The sequence below is a fragment of the Streptomyces sp. NPDC044064 genome (assembly GCF_056434245.1).
The window spans coordinates 1-19,511 of the sequence record NZ_JBWKFN010000029.1 but is presented as its reverse complement, the minus strand read 5'-3'; the positions used below and the strand labels follow the sequence as shown (position 1 = coordinate 19,511).

The following is a 19,511-nucleotide window of genomic DNA, read 5'->3' as shown; positions in this document are numbered from 1 at the left end:
GGCGCGGAAGCGGAGTAGTGACGTGACTGGCTGGCAGTTCTGGGTCGACCGAGGCGGCACCTTCACCGACATCGTCGCGCGTCGCCCGGACGGCCGCCTGCTCACGCACAAACTGCTCTCCGACAACCCCGCCCGGTACGCGGACGCGGCTGTCGCCGGCGTACGGGAACTGCTCGACGGTGCCCCGCAGCCCATCGACGCCGTCCGCATGGGCACCACGGTCGCCACCAACGCCCTGCTGGAACGCAAGGGCGAGCGCACCCTCCTGGTGATCACCCGCGGCTTCCGCGACGCCCTGCGCATCGCCTACCAGAACCGCCCGAGCATCTTCGCCCGCCGCATCGAACTGCCCGAGCTGCTCTACGAACGCGTGATCGAGGCCGACGAGCGCATCGCCGCCGACGGCACCGTCCTGCGAGCCCCCGACCTCGACGCCCTCGCGGGCCCTCTCCGGCAGGCGTACGACGACGGGATCCGCGCGGTCGCCGTCGTCTGCCTCCACAGCCACCTCCACCCCGCCCACGAACACGCCATCGGCGACCTCGCAGCCCGCACCGGCTTCCCGCAGATCTCGCTGTCCAGCGAGACCAGCCCCCTCATGAAGCTCGTCCCGCGCGGGGACACCGCCGTCGTCGACGCCTACCTTTCGCCCGTGCTGCACCGCTACGTCCGGCACGTCGCCGACGAACTCCGCGGTGTGCGGCTGATGTTCATGCAGTCCAACGGCGGGCTCACCGAGGCGGGACAGTTCCGGGGCAAGGACGCCATCCTCTCCGGCCCGGCCGGCGGCATCGTCGGCATGGCCCGCATGTCGCAGCGCGCCGGATTCGACCGCGTCATCGGCTTCGACATGGGCGGCACCTCCACCGACGTCTCGCACTTCGCCGGCGAGTACGAGCGCGTCTTCACCACCCAGATCGCGGGCGTCCGGCTGCGCGCCCCCATGCTGGACATCCACACCGTCGCCGCGGGCGGCGGTTCCGTGCTCCACTTCGACGGCTCCCGCTACCGCGTCGGCCCCGACTCGGCGGGCGCCGACCCCGGCCCCGCCTGCTACCGTGCCGGCGGCCCTCTCACCGTCACCGACGCCAACCTGGTGCTCGGCCGCATCCAACCCGCCCACTTCCCCACAGTGTTCGGCCCGGACGGCGACCAGCCGCTGGACGCGGCCCTGGTCCGCGAACGCTTCACCGCCCTCGCACGCGAGATCCGCGAGCGGACCGGCGACGACCGCACCCCCGAACAGGTGGCCGAGGGCTACCTGCAGATCGCCGTCTCCAACATCGCCAACGCCGTGAAGCGGATCTCCGTCCAGAAGGGCCATGACGTCACCCGCTACGCCCTCACCACCTTCGGTGGCGCGGGTGGCCAGCACGCGTGCAGCGTCGCGGACTCGCTCGGCATCGGCACCGTCCTGGTGCCGCCCATGGCCGGTCTCCTCTCCGCCCTCGGTATCGGCCTCGCCGACACCACGGCCATGCGAGAACAGTCCGTCGAGGCACCCCTGGAGTCCGCATCGATGCCCGGCATCCGCAAGACGGCCGACGACCTGGAGGCCGCCGCGCGCGCCGAACTCCTCGCCGAAGACGTCCCGGAGGACCGCGTCGAGATCACCCGCCGCGCCCAGCTGCGCTACGACGGCACGGACACCACCCTCACCGTCGAGCTCACTGAGCCCGACACCATGCGGCACGCCTTCGAAGAACGTCATCGCGCCACGTACTCCTTCACGCTCGACCGCCCGATCGTCGTCGAAGCCCTCTCCGTCGAAGCCACCGGCATCACCGCACCCCCCGATCTCTCCGCCCTCGCCCCGTACGAAGGCCACCCCGCCGCCCCCGAGACCGCCCGCCTCCACACCGGCGGCATCTGGCGCGACGTACCCCTCCACCGCCGGGAGGCCCTTCCGCCCGGCGAGACCGTCACCGGACCCGCGGTCATCACCGAGGCCGGCGCCACGACCGTCGTCGACGACGGCTGGCAGGCCGCTGCGACCGACGACGGGCATCTGCTCATGGAACGCGCGACGATTACGCAGAGTTCCGACCTCGACACAAAAGCCGACCCGGTTCTGCTTGAGGTCTTCAACAACCTCTTCATGTCGATCGCCGAGCAGATGGGCGCCCGGCTGGAGTCCACGGCCCAGTCCGTCAACATCAAGGAGCGTCTGGACTTCTCCTGCGCCCTGTTCGACCCGGACGGAAACCTGGTGGCCAACGCGCCCCACATCCCCGTCCACCTGGGCTCCATGGGCACCAGCGTCAAAGAGGTCATCCGGCGCCGCGGCACGTCGATGCGCCCCGGCGACACCTACGCCGTCAACGACCCGTACCACGGCGGCACCCACCTGCCCGACGTCACCGTGATCACCCCGGTCTTCGAGACCGACTCCGCGACGGACACGGAGAGTGAGCCCAAGATCCTCTTCCACGTCGCCTCCCGTGGCCACCACGCCGAGATCGGCGGCATCGCCCCCGGCTCCATGCCCGCCCACAGCAGGACCATCGAGGAGGAGGGCGTCCTCTTCGACGACTGGCTGCTCGCCGAGAGCGGCCGCTTCCGCGAGGAGGAGACCCTCCGCCTGCTCACCGAGGCGCCCCACCCTTCCCGCAACGTCCGCACCAACCTCGCCGACCTGCGCGCCCAGATCGCCGCCAACCGCAAGGGCGTCGACGAAGTCCGCCGCATGATCGAGGAGTTCGGCCTCGACGTCGTGCAGGCCTACATGCGGCACGTCCAGGACAACGCGGAGGAAGCGGTCCGCCGGGTCATCGACGCCCTGGCCGACGGGGAGTACGCCTACGAGACGGACTCCGGCGCCGTCATCCGCGTCAGCGTGCGCGTCGACCGTGCGCAGCGCCGCGCCACCATCGACTTCACCGGCACCTCCGCACAGCTCGACACCAACTTCAACGCCCCCTTCTCGGTGGTCAACGCGGCCGTCCTGTACGTCTTCCGCACGCTGGTCGCCGACGACATCCCGCTCAACGACGGCTGTCTGCGTCCCCTGGACATCGTCGTACCGCCCGGCTCGATGCTCGCTCCCGAGCCGCCCGCCGCCGTCGTCGCGGGCAACGTCGAGACCTCCCAGGCCATCACCGGCGCCCTGTACGCCGCGCTGGGTGTCCAGGCCGAGGGCTCCGGGACCATGAACAACGTGACCTTCGGCAACGACCGCCACCAGTACTACGAGACGGTCGCCTCCGGATCCGGCGCCGGCGAAGGCTTCCCCGGCGCCGACGTCGTGCAGACGCACATGACCAACTCGCGGCTCACCGACCCCGAAGTGCTGGAGTGGCGGCTGCCCGTCAGGCTCGAGGAGTTCGCCGTCCGGCGGGGGAGCGGCGGCGCCGGACGCCGGCGCGGCGGGGACGGTGCCGTGCGCCGCATCCGCTTCCTCGAACCCATGACCGTCTCCACGCTCTCCCAGCACCGCCGCGTGCCGCCGTACGGCATGGCCGGCGGCGAGCCCGGCGCGCTCGGCGCCAACCGGGTGGAGCGGGCCGACGGCACGGTCACCGAACTCGGCGGAAGCGGATCGGCCGACGTCGGTCCCGGCGACGTACTCGTCATCGAAACCCCCGGTGGCGGCGGCTACGGCCGACCGTCGCCCGACCACCATCAAGCAGGAGAAGAGATCGATGATCCTCGGGCGTACTGAACGCGGCATGCCCCCGGTCGAGCCCGTCACGCTCAAGATCCTGGTGGCCGGCGGCTTCGGCGTGGGCAAGACGACCCTCGTCGGCGCGGTCAGCGAGATCAGGCCGCTGCGCACCGAGGAGTCGCTGACCGAGGCAGGGCGCCCGGTCGACGACACCAGCGGTGTGGAGGGCAAGCACACCACCACCGTGGCCATGGACTTCGGCCGTATCACCCTGCGCGAGGACCTCGTGCTGTACCTGTTCGGAACGCCCGGGCAGGAACGGTTCTGGTTCATGTGGGACGAGTTGTCCGAGGGCTCGCTCGGCGCCGTGGTTCTCGCCGACACGCGCCGCCTGGAAGACTGCTTCGCCGCCGTCGACTACTTCGAGCGGCGCGGCATACCCTTCGTCGTCGGCGTCAACTGCTTCGAGGGGGCGGCCCGTTACCCCGCCGACGCCGTCCGCCAGGCCCTCGACCTGGACGGCGGCGTGCCGGTCCTGCTGACCGACGCCCGCGACCGGGAGTCGGTCAAGGAGGTCCTCATCGGTGTCGTCCAGCATGCGATGGAGTACGCGGCCGAACGCCGCCAGGCCCTCACCACCTGAGCCACGGCACGGCCCGTACCCCCGCCGACAGGGGTACGGGCCGTGGTCCATGGGCGGGGGCCGCACGCGCGTGTGGCGCGCGCGACTCCTAGGCTTCGTCGTCCGCCAGCCAGCCGAGGCTCTTCTCCACGGCCTTGCGCCAGTTGCGGTACTCGCGGTCACGCGCCGACGCCTCCATCGCCGGCGTCCACTCCGCGTCCTTCTGCCAGTGCGACTTCAGCTCGTCCAGGTCGTTCCAGACGCCCGTCGCCAGGCCGGCCGCGTAGGCGGCGCCCAGGCAGGTGGTCTCGGAGACCCGGGGCCGGATCACCGGCACGCCGAGCACGTCCGCCTGGTGCTGCATGAGCAGGTTGTTCTTCGTCATGCCGCCGTCGACCTTCAGGGTCGTGATCCGCACCCCGGAGTCCTGGTACATGGCGTCCACGACCTCCCTCGTCTGCCAGCTCGTCGCCTCCAGCACCGCGCGCGCCAGGTGGGCCTTGGTGACGTACCGGGTCAGTCCGGTGACGACCCCGCGCGCGTCGGAGCGCCAGTAGGGAGCGAACAGCCCCGAGAAGGCGGGCACGATGTAGGCGCCGCCGTTGTCCTCGACGCTCGCCGCCAGGGTCTCGATCTCGTCGGCGCTCCGGATGATGCCGAGCTGGTCGCGGAACCACTGGACCAGCGCACCCGTTATCGCTATGGACCCCTCAAGGCAGTACACCGGCGCCTCACCGCCGATCTTGTAGCCCATCGTCGTCAGCAGTCCGCTCTTGGACGGCACCGGCCGGTCACCGGTGTTGAGCAGCAGGAAGCTGCCGGTGCCGTACGTGTTCTTCGCGGTGCCGACGTCGTAGCAGGCCTGCCCGAACACGGCGGCCTGCTGGTCGCCCAGCGCCGAGGCCACGGGTACACCGGCCAGCTGACCGACGGCGGTGCCGTACACCTCGGCGGACGACCTGATCTCGGGCAGGACCGCCTCGGGCACGTTCATCGCGGAGAGGATGGCGGGATCCCACTGGAGAGTCTCCAGGTTCATCAGCATGGTGCGGCCGGCGTTCGTGACGTCGGTGACGTGCCGGCCGCCTTCCGTGCCGCCGGTGAGGTTCCAGATCAGCCAGGAGTCGATGGTGCCGAAGGCGATCTCGCCGCGCTCGGCGCGGTCCCTGAGGCCCGGCACGTTGTCCAGCAGCCAGGCCGCCTTGGGCCCGGAGAAGTAGCTGGCCAGCGGCAGTCCGGTCTGCTCGCGGAAGCGGTCCTGGCCGTCGGCGCCGCCCAGTTCGTTGCACAACGCCGCGGTACGGGTGTCCTGCCAGACGATCGCGTTGTGCACGGGCTTGCCCGTGGCGCGGTCCCACAGGACCGTGGTCTCCCGCTGGTTCGTGATGCCGAGGGCGCTCAACTGGTCGGCGCGCAGCCCGGCCTTGGCGAGCGCTCCCGCCACCACGGCCTGCACCTTGGACCAGATCTCGGTGGCGTCGTGCTCCACCCAGCCCGGCTTGGGGAAGATCTGGCGGTGCTCGCGCTGGTCCACTGCGACGATCGCACCGCCGTGGTCGAAGATGATGCAGCGGCTGGACGTGGTGCCCTGGTCGATGGCGGCGACGTACTTCTCGGCGGAATCCGTCATGGCTGTCCCTGGGTCGCTGGGTCGGGTCGCTGGGTCAGAAGGCCACGTTGTAGACGAGGCCTGCGAGTGCCCCGCCGATCAGCGGGCCGACGACCGGGATCCAGGCGTAACCCCAGTCGGACGTGCCCTTGTTCGGGATCGGCAGGAAGGTGTGCATGATGCGCGGGCCCAGGTCACGTGCCGGGTTGATGGCGTATCCGGTGGGCCCGCCGAGGGAGAGTCCGATACCCACGACGAGCAGCGAGACGATCAGGACCGTGACGCCGGACTCGCCGAGCCCCTTCGTCAGCCCGAAGGCGAGGATCGGCAGCACGAGGGCCATTGTCGCGATGATCTCGGTGATGAGGTTGGCGACCGGGTTCCGGATCTCCGGGATGGTCGAGAAGATGCCGAGAGTCGCCACCGGCTCGTCGGCGCTGCCCTCGGCCGTGCCCTCCCGGTGGACGTTGGCCTGGAACTGCGCGAGATACACCAGGTAGGCGAGGACGGCGCCCAGCATCGCGCCGACGATCTGGCCGAGCAGATAGATCCAGACCTTGTCCCACTTGCCCGTGTCCACGGCGATGCCGATGGTGACCGCGGGATTGAGCTGGCCGCCGGAGAGGGGAGCGGCGGTGTACGCGCCCGCGAGCACGCCGAATCCCCAGCCGAACGCGATGACGACCCAGCCGGACGCGCGGGCCTTGGAGTGTCTGAGAGTGACGGCGGCACAGACACCGGCACCGAACAGGATCAGGATCGCGGTGCCGATGACTTCGCCGATGAAAATGTCTCCGTTGCTCATGGCGGCTCCCTAGGCGCCGGTCCGGGGCGAGCACCCCGGCCCTCCGTGCAGGAACGGTTCCTTTGGCGACTTCAGCCGAAGGCAGGAAGGGCCCCGTGCCCCGCCCGGCGTCCGTGACGAGCGTGCTTTCGCAGCCGGATCGCCTCTGGGGACGGGCCGCAGAGCAGCACAAGGCCCGTGGCGCAGTGCCTGATTACGCGGAGAATGTACGGCGGTGTCGGCTGACACCCGGAAGTGTTCACCGGCACCACGGGACCGTCAAGGTTGCTGACGGCAACGGTGACAGCGGTTGCCCGGGAACGGCGGCCGACCGCTTCCTTCCCGCAGGCGGACACCCAATGGCCTTATACAGCCGGTCCGTTCATCCAAGAGGCTCGACCGCCGCGTACCCCGCCTGGGCCGGGGTCGCCCCCGTGCCGCGCCGGATCTCGTGTCCGGGCAGCCCCGCGCGCGCGAGCACCCAGCTGGTGCCGCGCAGCGCCTTCGCCGCCTTCTTCAGCGGAGCGAGATGCGCGGCGGCCTGCCGGTGGTCGGACACGCTGCCGGGCAGGCACACGACGGTCGCGAGTGACAGCGTGACGGGACGCCCGCCCGCCGACCAGGGGGCGTCGAGTACCCCGGCGATCAGCGGCTCGAGCACCTCCTCCTCGGCCAGCAGCAGGAAGTCGTCGCCGCCGATGTGACCCACGCGCGCGTGCCGTGCCGCCGCCTGCTCCAGCGCCCGGCCCACCGAGCGGATCAGCTCGTCGCCCGCCGCGAATCCGGCACCGTCGTTGACCTGTTTGAAGTGGTCGATGTCCAGCCAGCTGAGCGCGAACGCACGCCCGTCGCCGATCCGCCGGTCCACCTCACTCGTGATCGCGTCCGAACCGGGCAGCCGGGTCAGCGGATTGAGCCCCGCCGCCTCCTCCACCCGGGTCTCGGCCAGTGCCCGTACGAGGTCCGCCAGCCGTACGACGCCCACGCACCGGCCGTGGTGGTCGACGACCGCCACGTCGTCCGAGGTGCGGTCGCGGCCGCCGATCGCCACCACGTCCAGCACCTCCCAGGCCGTGGCGTCGACACCCACCGTGCGCGGCGCGTCGCTCAGCTTGAAGGCGGGCCGGTCCGCGTACAGGGCGTGCCCGTACCGGCCGGACATCGACAGCAGGAAGCGGGACCGGTGCACCGACCGGACCGGCGCCCCGGCCTGGTCCACGAGCAGCACCCCGGAGACCTCCGGTGAGCCGGTCAGCAGCGCCCGTACCTGCCCGGCCGAGGCGGTGACCGGCAGCACGGCGGCGGGCCGCACGAACTCCCGTACCGACGGCCCGGGCCGGGGCATGGCCAGGACGCCGGGGGAGCGGGGCGGAACGTATACGTCCGCCGCAGGGATCCGGGCCGGCGGCGCGAACAGCTCGCCCTGGGCGAGCTGGGCACCGGCCGCCCGCGCGGCCGCGCACTGCAGCTCGGTCTCCACGCCCTCCACCGCCACCAGCGCGCCCAGCTGCTCGCACAGTGTCCGCATCGCCCGCACCATGGCCGGCCGGGACAGCAGAGAGCCGTCGAGCTTGATCAGGTCGGGGGAGAGGTCGGTGAGCAGCCGCAACGGCACGTCCCCGTCCCCGATGCCGTCCGCGCTGATCCGGAACCCCTGCTCGCGCAGCGAGGCCACCGCCTCCAGCAGTGCCCGCTGCGGCACGTGCGTGTAGGGCGGCACGATGTCGAGGGTCACCTCCCAGGGCATCCGCCCCACCGCGCGAACGGCGTCGTGCAGCGGGGTGAGGCCGCCGAGGTCGGCGAGCGTGGCCGCGAACACGTTGACGTGCAGCGGCAGCAGCGTCTCCTTGCGTGTTGCCGCCCGAAGCGCCAAGGCGGCCAGCCTGGCGTCGAGTTCGGGGTCACGACGAGCCTCGGCCAGGATGTCGCCGGTCTCCGGGCGTGCGAGTATCTCCAGTGCGGCGACCGCGCCCGTCCTCAGGTTGACCACTGGCTGGAAGGCGAAGCGGAGAGTATCCGTCCAGGAGTGCACGGGAGCATGATTGCGCTGCCCGCTTACGCCCAGGGGCAGTTCATGAGACGTTCACGCAGGATTCCGGGGTGATCACACAGCGTGGACAGCCTCATGCGTCTCTCCCGTTGCACGGTGCCCGGGCGGGGCACCGCTCACCGCACCACGACCACCGACGACCCGTGCCCGAACAGGCCCTGGTTCGCCGTGATCCCGACGCGCGCCCCGGCGATCTGCCGGTCGCCTGCCGCCTCCCTCAACTGCCACGTCACCTCGCAGACCTGGGCGATGGCCTGGGCCGGTACCGCTTCGCCGAAGGAGGCCAGCCCGCCACTGGTGTTGACGGGTATCCGGCCGCCCGGGGCCGTCGCGCCCTCCCGCAGGAGTTTCGCGCCCTCGCCCTCGCCGCACAGTCCCAGATCCTCGTACCACTGAAGTTCCAGCGCGGTCGACAGGTCGTACACCTCCGCCAGGGACAGGTCCTCGGGGCCGATGCCCGCCTCCTCGTAGGCGGTTCGGGCGATGGACGCCCGGAAGGTCTGGTCCGGTGCCGGCACCGCGACGGCGGAGTCCGTGGCGATGTCCGGCAGGTCCAGCACCGTGTTCGGGAACCGTGGGGTCACCGTCGACACGGCCCGGATCCGCACCGGCCGCGCCGCACCGTGCCGGCGCGCGAAGTCCAGGCTGGACAGCACCAGCGCGGCGCCGCCGTCGGAGGTCGCGCAGATGTCGAGAAGCCGCAGCGGATCGGCCACCACGGCGGAGGCGGCCACCTCCTCGGCGGTGACCCGCTTGCGGTAGCGCGCGTACGGGTTGAGCGCGCCCAGGGTCGCGTTCTTCACCTTGACCAGCGCGAAGTCCTCCGGGGTGTCCCCGTGCACGGCCATCCGCCGGCGCGCGTACAACCCGAAGTACGTCGGGTTGGTCGCGCCCAGCAGGCGGAAGCGCAGCCAGTCCGGATCGTCGGGACGGTCCCCGCCCGTCGGCCGGAAGAACCCCTTGGGCGCGGCGTCCGCCCCCACCACGAGCACGACGTCCGCGAGCCCGGCGAGGATCTGCGCCCGCGCGGTCGCGATCGCCTGCGCGCCGGAGGCACACGCCGCGTACACACTGGCGACCCGGGCTCCCTGCCAGCCCAGGGCCTTGGCGAACGTCGCCCCCGCCACATAGCCCGGATATCCGCCACGCACCGTGTCCGCGCCCACGACCGAGCCGACATCCGGCCAGTCGACACCGGCGTCGGCGAGGGCCGCCCGGGCCGCCGCCGTGCCGTACTCGACGAAGCTGCGCCCCCACTTGCCCCAGGGGTGCATGCCCACTCCGAGCACCGCCACGTCCGCCGTCATGCCGTCACCCCCGTCGGCCGCCACTGCCAGATCGTCCAGGTCGTCTCCGTGTCCTCGTCGAGCACCCCGGGCACGACCTCCACCTCCATGCCCACCGTCAGATCGGCGACGGTGACCCCGGGAACCGCCTGTCCCAGCACCACGATCCGCTCGGATTCCAGCTCCACCGCGATCAACGCGTACGGCTCCCATGGAAGTTCCGGATTGCTCACATAGGGTGACGGAGGGCGGTAGCGGCTGTCCGTGTAGGACCAGATACGACCCGTTCGTGACAGGGGGACCTCCTCGAGGGCGGCGCCGCCCGCGCAGTGCGGATTGCGGCAGTGGACGTCCTCGCGTGGAAAGAAGACCGAGGCACACGACGTGCAACGGGTGCCCAGCAGCCGGAATTCGTCCCCCTCGCCGGTGAACCAGTCGGAGACCGCGGGTGTGCGTGTGCGCGTCAATGTTCCTCCCGGCAGAGTTATCTGACGATCCGTCAGGAGTCTGCCACGGGCATCCGGAAATGGGCAGGCGTCCCGGCGAACCGGGCGGCCCCTTCCGGCGTCGTGGTATCTGGAGGGGCGGCCGGGGCCGACGGGGGTGGTTCCGGACGCCCCTCCGGAACCAGTCGCGGTAACTGGTCGCCGTTGGCGGAACACGTCCTTCCTCTGATCGGATACAGTCCGCGCGTGTCCGAAATTCAGCACTCGACTGCCAACTCCGCGCCGGATTCACACTGTTCGAGCTGCGGAGCGCCCTACGGAGAGGGCGTCTCCGGTTGGCCGCGCGCCTGTCCGTCCTGCGGGACCGTCGCCTATCGCAACCCCCTGCCGGTCGCGATCGCGCTCCAGCCCGTGTACGACACCAAGGGCACCGCCCTGGTCGTCATCACCCGCACCATCGCCCCCGCGCGCGGAGGCACGGCACTGCCCGGCGGCTACATCGACGACCGGGAGGACTGGAGGCACGCCGTCGTCCGCGAGCTCAAGGAGGAGACGGGCATCGACGCGGCCGTCCGCGAGGTGCGCCTCGTGGACGCCATGAGCTCGCCCGACGGGCATCTGCTGCTGTTCGGACTCCTCCCGGAACGCCCGGCCGAAGGACTGCCGCCCTCCGGCGCCACGGACGAGACCGAGGGCTGGCACCTGCTGCGCAGGCCCGAGGAACTCGCCTTCCCGCTGCACACCGTGGCCGCGCGAGCATGGTTCGAGGGCCGCTACAGCTGAGCGGACCGCTCAGCCGAGCCCCCGAATGCGCACCGGGCGGGACGGCTCACCGGCTCCGTTCTCCCGCTCCCGGGTGACGACCACCCGCCGGCCCTGCCAGCGGGCGGAGTACCGCTCCATCTCCGGCTCGTCCCACCCGTCGCCCGGGTCCGGTACGACCAGCCCGCCCCCGGTGCGTCCCCGGGCGGGCGCCCAGACCTCCAGTTCGAGCCCGCCGTCCTCGCCGCGCACAGGAACGACCGCACCCGCGCGCGCGAGCACCGGAATCCGTGACATCGGCGCGTCGACCAGAACCTGTGCCGGCCCCTCGTACGCCTCCTCCGTCACCGTGTCGTACCAGCGGCCCCGCGGCAGCTGCACCGCACGCCGGTCCGCCCCCGGGTCCAGCACGGGCGCCACCAGAAGGCCGTCGCCCAGCAGGAACGCGTCCTCGCAGTCGCGCAGCGTGCGGTCCTCCGGCGCCCCCCACCACAGCGGCCGCACATAGGGCGCGCCGGTGCGCCGGGCCAGGTGGGCCAGCGTCATGAAGTACGGCAGCAGACGCCGGCGTTCGAGCAGCGCCGCACGCGTGTGCTCCAGCACCTCGGGGCCGAACTCCCAGGGCTCCCTGCGCCCCGCCCGCAGACTCGCGTGCGTGCGGAACAGCGGCAGGTACGCGCCGAGCTGGAACCACCGCAGATACAGCTCGGGCGACGGAGACCCGTCGAAGCCGCCGATGTCCGGCCCCGAGTAAGGCACGCCGCACAGGCCGAGTCCCAGCACCAGCGACAGGGACGCCCGCAGCCCCGGCCAGCCCGTCGCCACGTCTCCCGACCACGTCCCCCCGTAGCGGTGCATACCCGCCCAGCCGGACCGTGAGAACAGGAACGGCCGCTGCCGGGGCGACAGTTCGCGCAGTGCCTCGTAGCCCGCTCTGGCCATGCACAGCGCGTACACGTTGTGGGCCTCGCGATGGTCGCCGCCGCGCCCCTCCAGGGCGTGCCGGGCCGAACGGGGCAGCGTCGGCTCACCGAAGGCGTTGAACGACGTCGGCTCGTTCATGTCGTGCCAGAACCCCGCGAAGCCCTGTCCCAGCCGCTCCTCGTAGAGCCCGCCCCACCACTTGCGCACGCGCGCGTGTGTGAAGTCCGGGAAGACCGACTCGCCGGCCCACATCTCGCCCCGCACCGTCCGCCCCGCGGCGTCCCGCACGAACGCGTCCATCGCCGTCCCACTGTCGTAGACGGCGTTGCCCGGTGCGGCCTTCACCGCCGGGTCGACGATCGACACCACCCGGATCCCGTCCCGGCGCAGCTCCTCGGCGAGCCCCGGAAGCTTCGGGAAACGCTCCTGGTCCACGGTGAACACCTGGTGATCCGCGTAATGGTCGATGTCCAGGTGCACGGCGTCCAGCGGCAGACCGCGCTCCTGGTAGCCCGCGACGATCCGGCGCACCTCCTGCTCGCTGCCGAACCCCCAGCGCGCGTGGTGATGGCCGAGCGCCCACGCGGGCGGCAGCGCCGGCGCCCCGGTCAGCGAGGCCCAGGTGTGCAGCACTCGCGCGGGGGTGCCCACCATCACCCAGCCACGCAGCGGACCGCCGTCCATCCGCAGCTCACAGCGGCCCGCGCGGTCGTGTCCGGACCCCGCCCCCTCCTCGCCCTCCCGCAAGGTCACCGTGCCGTCCCACGATGTGTCGTGGAAGACCAGATGGGCCGCGGCGTCGGCCACCACGAGCTGCACCGGCATGGTCAGATACAGCGGATCGTCCCCGGGACCGAACGCCCGCCCCGGGTCGGTGTTCCACAACCGGTACGTGCCGTCCCGCAGCCGCGGACCCGCGGCGCGACCGCCCAGACCGAAGAAGCGGGCGTCCGCGGCCACCTCGGACCGCTGCATCCACCGAGCCGCACCCCCGCCGACCGGCTCCCACCAGCGCGGCGGCATGTCCCGCCGCAGCACCACGCCCCCGGGCGTGCACACCTCCAGCGCGCCGTGCCGGGAGACGACGACCGTCACCCGCTCGGCCACCACCCGCCAGCCGCCGTCCTTGTCCGGTTCCAGCACCACCCGCGGATCCGGCTCCGGACAGGACCCGGCGAGCGCGTACGACGGCTCCGGCTCCGCCCCGTCCCAGCCCCAGAAGACGGCCCCGTTCACCGCGACGGTGATCCGCAGCTCGGACCGGCCGAACCGGATCAGACCGCCCCCGGGCCCCGGCTCCACGCCCTGCACCTGCCCCGGCACCCGCGCGCGCTCGGCACCGCGCGGCGGCAGCCCCGCGGCGTCGATACGCCTCCTGCGCCACGCGGCGCGCACGGTACGCAACCCCTGAGCCGCCCTCCCCGAACCGACCACACTTATCGAACGCACCAGGTCACGACCGTCCATGCTGCTCACCCTGCCACTGACCGCCCCACGCGCGCGTGTCGTTCAACTGCCGTTCACCCGTGCCGGGACCACATCTTCACGACACGGACTATGTGGGGCGCACCCTGGTGTAGAAGTCGATCACATGGCATCGTCCCTGTCAGCCGCGTCACGCGCACACCCCAGCTCGTGCGCGGACCGACGCACACGACGCGCACAGCCCGGGAGCAGCCCCATGTCGACAGCGAACCCCCAGCCGCTCTGGCAGCCCGATCCCGAGCGGATCGCCCAGGCACGCATCACCGAGTTCCAGGCATGGGCCGCCGAGCACCACGGTGCCCCGGCCGAGGGGGGCTACCCGGCACTGCACCGGTGGTCCGTCGAAGAGCTGGACACCTTCTGGAAAGCCGTGACGCAGTGGTTCGACGTCCGGTTCGCGACCCCCTACGCGCGCGTGCTCGGCGACCGCTCGATGCCGGGCGCCGAGTGGTTCCCCGGAGCCACCCTCAACTACGCCGAGCACGCCCTGCGCGCGGCCGCCGACCGACCGGACGAGCCCGCCCTCCTGTACGTCGACGAGACCCATGAACCGCTCCCGGTGACCTGGTCCGAGCTGCGCCGCCAGGTGGCCTCCCTCGCCGCCGAACTCCGCGACCTCGGCGTCCGCCCCGGCGACCGCGTCAGCGGCTACCTCCCGAACATCCCCCAGGCCGTCGTCGCGCTCCTCGCCACGGCTGCCGTGGGCGGCGTATGGACCTCCTGCGCCCCCGACTTCGGCGCCCGCAGCGTCCTCGACCGCTTCCAGCAGGTCGAACCCGTCGTACTGTTCACCGTCGACGGCTACCGCTACGGCGGCAAGGAGCACGACCGCCGCGAGATCGTCGCCGAACTGCGCCGCGAGCTGCCCACGCTGCGCGCCGTCGTCCACATCCCGCTCCTCGGCACCGAGGCACCCGAGGGCGCCCTGGAATGGTCGGCGCTGACGGCCGCCGACACCGAACCCGTCTTCGAACAAGTCCCGTTCGACCACCCGCTGTGGGTCCTGTACTCCTCCGGTACGACCGGCCTGCCCAAGGCCATCGTCCAGTCCCAGGGCGGCATCCTCGTCGAGCACCTCAAGCAGCTCGGCCTGCACTGCGACCTCGGCCCCGAGGATCGTTTCTTCTGGTACACGTCGACCGGCTGGATGATGTGGAACTTCCTCGTCTCCGGCCTGCTCACCGGCACGACGATCGTCCTGTACGACGGCAGCCCCGGCTACCCGGACACGGGCGCCCAGTGGCGCATCGCCGAACGCACCGGAGCCACCCTCTACGGCACCTCGGCCGCCTACGTCATGGCCTGCCGCAAGGCGGACGTACACCCCTCCCGCGACTTCGACCTCTCCCGGGTGAAGTGCGTCGCCACCACCGGCTCCCCGCTGCCGCCGGACGGATTCCGCTGGCTGCACGACGAGGTCCGCGAGGACCTGTGGATCGCCTCCGTCAGCGGCGGCACTGACGTCTGCTCCTGCTTCGCCGGAGCCGTACCGACCCTGCCGGTGTACATCGGCGAACTCCAGGCGCCCGGCCTCGGCACGGATCTGCAGTCCTGGGACCCGAGCGGCAAGCCCCTTGTCGACGAGGTGGGCGAGCTGGTCGTCACCAACCCCATGCCCTCGATGCCCATCCACTTCTGGAACGACCCCGACGGCAGCCGCTACCACGACAGCTACTTCGACACCTACCCGGGCGTCTGGCGCCACGGCGACTGGATCACCCTGACCTCACGCGGCTCAGTGATCATCCACGGCCGCTCCGACTCCACCCTCAACCGGCAGGGCGTCCGCATGGGCTCGGCCGACATCTACGAAGTGGTCGAGCGCCTCCCCGAGATCAAGGAGTCCCTCGTCATCGGCATCGAGCAGCCCGACGGGGGCTACTGGATGCCCCTGTTCGTGCACCTGGTGCCCGGCGCCGTCCTGGACGAGGCACTCCTGAACCGCGTCAAGCAGGCCATCCGCGAACAGCTCTCACCACGCCACGTGCCCGACGAGATCATCGAGGTCCCGGGCGTCCCGCACACCCTCACCGGCAAGCGCATCGAGGTCCCGGTCAAGCGCCTCCTCCAGGGCACACCCCTGGAGAAGGCCGTCAACCCCGGCTCCATCGACAACCTCGGCCTGCTGGGCTTCTACGAGGAGCTGGCCCGCAAGCGCGCCTGACCCGCAGGCACCCCGCCGTCCCCCACCGGCCTCGGACTCGCCGAACACGGCAACGAAGTCCGAGGCCGGCCACGCGCCATCGCCCTGACCTGCGCAATCCAGTGCCGCCCGGTCCACGACCGCCTCCGGCCCAACCCGTTGTCAGTGCCGCCGGTTACTGTGAGTGAGCATTGATCGACTGCGCATTGGGGGAAACATGGCGCACACCGACCACCGGACCATGCGACGCGTCCTGCGCCGCGAAATCGCCGGCACCATCGGCCTGCTCACCGACGACCACGACTTCCGGGCCATGCGGCGCTACCGCAGCTTCGCCTTCGACGACCACACCATCTACCTCCAGCAGGTGGAAGCGCTCCTCAAGAGCCGCGCGGCACAGGGCAGCCACACCACACTGGCCCTCTTCGACCCCGAGGAGTACGCCGAATTCTGCGCCGGCACCGGCCTCGACGCGGAAGCCCCGGCCAGCCGCACCCGCTTCACCGCCGAACTCGCGGCCACCGGCCCGACCGTCCCCTACGACGGCAGCCCCCTCGCCACCCTCCTGCCCGCCCTCGTCGACGAGGCCGTACGGCAGGCCACCTGGGAGTACGCCACCACCCTCCTGACCCGCCTCGGCCCCTGCCGCACCTGCGGCGAGGACATCGGCCGCGCCGCCTTCACCCGCGCCTCCGACCTCCTCGCCCGCATCCTCGACACCGCCCCGCCCGGCGACCGGCACCTCGTCTGCAGCGTCTCCGGACCACCGGAAACACTCGTCTCCGTCCTTCACGTCGACGAGACCACCGACGGCACCACCGAACTCGACGAGGCCGAAGCCCTCGAATTCACCAGCGTCCTCGCCCTGGGCCTCGCCACCAGCAGCCCCGGTGGGCTCGTCATGCGCATCACCGCCGCCGGCTCCGCCGACCGTGTCTACGGCTGGCGAATCCGCGGTGCCGGACTCGAACCCCTCACCGCGTCCGAGGTCTTCGACGCCTACTGCACCGATGCCGAATCCGGTGACCTCATCTCCCCCGAGCCAGGCGTCGACTACTGCACACCGCCTCACCTCGGAGGGGAGAGCACGGCGCAGGGACACCGCCACTGAACGCGCCAGGGGCGTCCCACCCGAAGGCGGGACGCCCCTGAACCCGGCACAGGACGAGCGGCCGGCCGGACCGGCCGGACTACTCGCCGGACAGCACCGCCTGAGCCGCGCTGCGCGCCTCGTCGGCGCTGTCCGACGCACGGGCCGCCGCGGCGGCCCGCTCGCACTGGGCCAGCGTGTACTTCGCCAGCGTCGCCCGGACATAAGGAATCGACGCCGCACCCATGGACAGAGAGGTGACACCCAGACCCGTCAGCACACAGGCCAGCAGCGGATCGGACGCGGCCTCACCGCACACACCACAGCTCTTGCCCTCGGCCTTGGCCGCCTCGGCGGACAGCGCGACCAGGTCGAGCAGCGCGGGCTGCCACGGGTCCTGGAGCCGCGACACCGCACCCACCTGCCGGTCCGCCGCGAAGGTGTACTGAGCGAGGTCATTGGTCCCCAGCGACAGGAACTCGACCTCCTGCAGGATCGAACGCGCCCGCAGCGCGGCCGACGGGATCTCCACCATCGCGCCGAACTTGGCCCGCAGCCCCGCCTCACGACAGGCGTCCGCGAACGCCTTGGCGTCCGCACGGTCCGCCACCATGGGCGCCATGACCTCGAGGTAGACGGGCAGCCCCTCCGCGGCCTTCGCCAGCGCGGTCAGCTGCGTACGCAGGATCTCGGGGTGGTCCAGCAGCGTCCGCAGACCCCGCACACCCAGCGCCGGGTTCGGCTCGTCGGCGGGCGTAAGGAAGTCCAGCGGCTTGTCGGCGCCCGCGTCCAGCACGCGCACGACCACACGGCCCTCGGGGAACGCCTCCAGCACCTGCCGGTAGGCCTCCACCTGCTTCTGCTCGGACGGTGCGTTCTTGCTGTCGTCCAGGAACAGGAACTCGGTACGGAACAGACCGACACCCTCGGCCCCGGCCTCCACGGCCGCCGGCACGTCCGCCGGTCCGCCCACGTTGGCCAGCAGCGGCATCTTGTGCCCGTCGGCCGTGGCACCCGGGCCGGTCGAAGCGGCCAGCGCGGCCTTGCGCTCGGCAGCCGCGGCCTCCAGCTGCGCCTTCTTCTCCTCGCTCGGGTTCACAAAGATGTCGCCGGTGCTGCCGTCGACCGCGATCACCGTGCCCTCGGCCAGCTCACCGGCACCGGGCAGGGCCACGACGGCCGGCACCCCCAGCGCCCGCGCCAGGATCGCACTGTGACTGGTCGGGCCGCCCTCCTCGGTCACGAAACCGAGCACCAGAGTCGGGTCCAGCAGCGCGGTGTCGGCCGGAGCCAGATCGCGCGCCACCAGTACATAGGGCTCGTCACTGTCCGGGACACCCGGCATGGGAACGCCCAGCAGTCGCGCGACGATACGATTCCGCACGTCGTCGAGGTCGGCCACGCGCCCGGCGAGGTACTCCCCGGCACCGGCCAGCAGCTCGCGGTACGCCGCGAAAGCGTCGTACACCGCACGCTCCGCCGTGCTGCCGACGGCGATCCGCCGGTCCACGTCCGCCATCAGCTCGGGGTCCTGCGCCATCATGGCCTGCGCCTCGAGCACGGCCTGGGCCTCGCCCCCCGCCAGATTGCCGCGCGCCATCAGATCTGCCGCCACGGCGTCCACGGCCTGGCGCGCCCGCCCCTGTTCGCGCTCCGCCTCCTCCGCCGGGATCTGCTTGGCAGGCGGCTCGAGCACCGCCGTTCCCATGTGCCGAACCTCGCCGATCGCCACACCGTGGCTCACGCCGACGCCTCGCAGCGTTGTCTCCATCTCACCCGTCTCCGATAGTGCGGCGGGTCCCGCCGCCGCGGTGGTTGTCAGGTACGCCGTCCTGCGACGGCACTGTGGTCAGTTCCAGGAGAAGAGGCTGTCGCCGGCCTTTACGTCGCCGCTGTCACGGAGGTCGCCGAGGGACTCGGCGCTGGCCTCCAGCGCCACGACGGGGCATACCGGCGACTTGCCGGCGGCCTCGACCGCTGCCGGGTTCCAGCGGACGATGCTCTGACCACGCGTCACGGTGTCGCCCTTGTTGACGAGCACCTCGAAGCCCTCGCCGTTGAGCTGGACGGTGTCGATACCGAGGTGGGTGAGCACACCGTGCCCGTTTGCGTCGACCACCACGAAGGCGTGCGGGTGAAGGGAGACGATGACCCCGTCCACCGGCGCCACGGCCTCGGAGGGCTCACGCACGGGGTCGATCGCAGTGCCCGGGCCGACCATGGCCCCGGAGAAGACCGGATCCGGCACGGCGGCCAGTCCGATGGCGAGTCCAGCAAGAGGGGACGTCACGGTGGTCATGGGAAGCCTCCCAGGAGTGGAGCTGCGTGCGGGCCGTCACTGGCTGTCCCGGACGGCACTGAGCAGCAGCGTATGTCAGATGAAGTGGCGGTTCCGTATGGAAGCTACCAGGTAGTGGTCTAGACCACCAACCCCGTCGATTTGCACGTGGTTCCGGCGCCCGTGTACAGTCGTACTCCTGCTTGAGGGAGAGCGACGCGAAAGCGACTCTGTTAAGCAGCACCCAAACTCGTCAGATCCCCTCTCGGGATCACCTTCTGCATGTCTGCAGGACGGTGGTCAGGGAGGCGGAAAAACCCTGATAGAGTTTGGAACACCGAAGGGAAGCCCGGAGGAAAGCCCGAGAGGGTGAGTACAAAGGAAGCGACCGTTCCTTGAGAACTCAACAGCGTGCCAAAAATCAACGC

General features: G+C 71.3%; 14 protein-coding genes. 5 read left to right on the top strand and 9 right to left on the bottom strand.

The features are described 5' to 3' along the window. Positions 1–22: 22 nt before the first annotated feature. The gene (locus tag AC07DS_RS35585) at positions 23–3,661 is read left to right on the top strand and encodes a hydantoinase B/oxoprolinase family protein (RefSeq protein WP_479152158.1); all 3,639 of its coding nucleotides are present in this window, start codon (positions 23–25) and stop codon (positions 3,659–3,661) included. After that, positions 3,642–4,247 (top strand): GTP-binding protein, encoded by a 606-nt coding sequence (locus tag AC07DS_RS35580; RefSeq protein WP_479152156.1) that lies wholly within the window; start codon positions 3,642–3,644, stop codon positions 4,245–4,247. Before AC07DS_RS35585 ends, AC07DS_RS35580 begins: the two co-directional genes overlap by 20 nt. An 88-nt stretch (positions 4,248–4,335) precedes the next feature. Here the strand turns inward: AC07DS_RS35580 and glpK are convergent, their stop codons facing one another. The 5 genes from glpK to AC07DS_RS35555 form a co-directional block, all read right to left on the bottom strand. Next, positions 4,336–5,856 carry a glycerol kinase GlpK gene (glpK, locus tag AC07DS_RS35575; protein WP_479152154.1) on the bottom strand — a complete coding sequence of 507 codons (1,521 nt, stop codon included), beginning with the start codon at positions 5,854–5,856 and terminating at the stop codon, positions 4,336–4,338. A 34-nt stretch (positions 5,857–5,890) separates the two neighbouring features. Beyond that, positions 5,891–6,640: an MIP/aquaporin family protein gene (locus tag AC07DS_RS35570; RefSeq protein ID WP_479152152.1), complete on the bottom strand. Its 750-nt coding sequence runs from the start codon at positions 6,638–6,640 to the stop codon at positions 5,891–5,893. Between the two features lie 361 nt (positions 6,641–7,001). Beyond that, entirely contained in the window at positions 7,002–8,651 is a 1,650-nt protein-coding gene (locus AC07DS_RS35565) for an EAL domain-containing protein (protein ID WP_479152151.1), read from the bottom strand. A 134-nt stretch (positions 8,652–8,785) separates the two neighbouring features. Beyond that, a complete protein-coding gene (locus AC07DS_RS35560; protein WP_479152149.1) occupies positions 8,786–9,976 on the bottom strand; it encodes a lipid-transfer protein in 1,191 nt (396 codons plus the stop codon). Next, on the bottom strand, positions 9,973–10,422 hold the full coding sequence (locus AC07DS_RS35555) for a Zn-ribbon domain-containing OB-fold protein (RefSeq protein WP_479152147.1): 450 nt from the start codon (positions 10,420–10,422) through the stop codon (positions 9,973–9,975). Before AC07DS_RS35555 ends, AC07DS_RS35560 begins: the two co-directional genes overlap by 4 nt. A 225-nt stretch (positions 10,423–10,647) precedes the next feature. On the opposite strand from AC07DS_RS35555, the gene AC07DS_RS35550 reads away from it, so the two are divergent. Further along, the gene (locus tag AC07DS_RS35550) at positions 10,648–11,184 is read left to right on the top strand and encodes an NUDIX domain-containing protein (protein WP_479152146.1); all 537 of its coding nucleotides are present in this window, start codon (positions 10,648–10,650) and stop codon (positions 11,182–11,184) included. A gap of 9 nt (positions 11,185–11,193) precedes the next feature. Here AC07DS_RS35550 and AC07DS_RS35545 read toward each other — a convergent pair whose 3' ends face one another. After that, complete coding sequence (locus AC07DS_RS35545; RefSeq protein WP_479152145.1) at positions 11,194–13,554, bottom strand: glycoside hydrolase family 31 protein; 2,361 nt, start codon at positions 13,552–13,554, stop codon at positions 11,194–11,196. A 214-nt stretch (positions 13,555–13,768) separates the two neighbouring features. Here AC07DS_RS35545 and AC07DS_RS35540 point away from each other — a divergent pair, with 214 nt between their 5' ends. After that, positions 13,769–15,736 carry an acetoacetate--CoA ligase gene (locus tag AC07DS_RS35540; protein ID WP_479152144.1) on the top strand — a complete coding sequence of 656 codons (1,968 nt, stop codon included), beginning with the start codon at positions 13,769–13,771 and terminating at the stop codon, positions 15,734–15,736. 196 nt (positions 15,737–15,932) lie between these two features. After that, positions 15,933–16,826: a hypothetical protein gene (locus AC07DS_RS35535; RefSeq protein WP_479152143.1), complete on the top strand. Its 894-nt coding sequence runs from the start codon at positions 15,933–15,935 to the stop codon at positions 16,824–16,826. A 79-nt stretch (positions 16,827–16,905) separates the two neighbouring features. Here AC07DS_RS35535 and ptsP read toward each other — a convergent pair whose 3' ends face one another. The 3 genes from ptsP to AC07DS_RS35520 form a co-directional block, all read right to left on the bottom strand. Continuing rightward, positions 16,906–18,576, bottom strand: a complete 1,671-nt coding sequence (ptsP, locus tag AC07DS_RS35530; protein WP_479152141.1) for a phosphoenolpyruvate--protein phosphotransferase — start codon at positions 18,574–18,576, stop codon at positions 16,906–16,908. A gap of 78 nt (positions 18,577–18,654) precedes the next feature. Continuing rightward, complete coding sequence (locus AC07DS_RS35525) at positions 18,655–19,104, bottom strand: PTS sugar transporter subunit IIA (protein WP_479152139.1); 450 nt, start codon at positions 19,102–19,104, stop codon at positions 18,655–18,657. Between the two features lie 212 nt (positions 19,105–19,316). Then, the coding region (locus tag AC07DS_RS35520) for a hypothetical protein (protein ID WP_479152137.1) at positions 19,317–19,511 on the bottom strand (195 nt) is incomplete at its 5' end.

What these genes read in the sequence shown, in the direction of transcription:
- AC07DS_RS35580 (WP_479152156.1), top strand. Translation starts at nt 3,642, where the DNA reads ATGATCCTCGGGCGTACTGAACGCGGCATGCCCCCGGTCGAGCCCGTC.
- glpK (WP_479152154.1), bottom strand. Translation starts at nt 5,856, where the DNA reads ATGACGGATTCCGCCGAGAAGTACGTCGCCGCCATCGACCAGGGCACC.
- AC07DS_RS35570 (WP_479152152.1), bottom strand. Translation starts at nt 6,640, where the DNA reads ATGAGCAACGGAGACATTTTCATCGGCGAAGTCATCGGCACCGCGATC.
- AC07DS_RS35560 (WP_479152149.1), bottom strand. Translation starts at nt 9,976, where the DNA reads ATGACGGCGGACGTGGCGGTGCTCGGAGTGGGCATGCACCCCTGGGGC.
- AC07DS_RS35545 (WP_479152145.1), bottom strand. Translation starts at nt 13,554, where the DNA reads ATGGACGGTCGTGACCTGGTGCGTTCGATAAGTGTGGTCGGTTCGGGG.
- AC07DS_RS35540 (WP_479152144.1), top strand. Translation starts at nt 13,769, where the DNA reads ATGTCGACAGCGAACCCCCAGCCGCTCTGGCAGCCCGATCCCGAGCGG.
- AC07DS_RS35535 (WP_479152143.1), top strand. Translation starts at nt 15,933, where the DNA reads ATGGCGCACACCGACCACCGGACCATGCGACGCGTCCTGCGCCGCGAA.
- ptsP (WP_479152141.1), bottom strand. Translation starts at nt 18,576, where the DNA reads ATGGAGACAACGCTGCGAGGCGTCGGCGTGAGCCACGGTGTGGCGATC.
- AC07DS_RS35525 (WP_479152139.1), bottom strand. Translation starts at nt 19,104, where the DNA reads ATGACCACCGTGACGTCCCCTCTTGCTGGACTCGCCATCGGACTGGCC.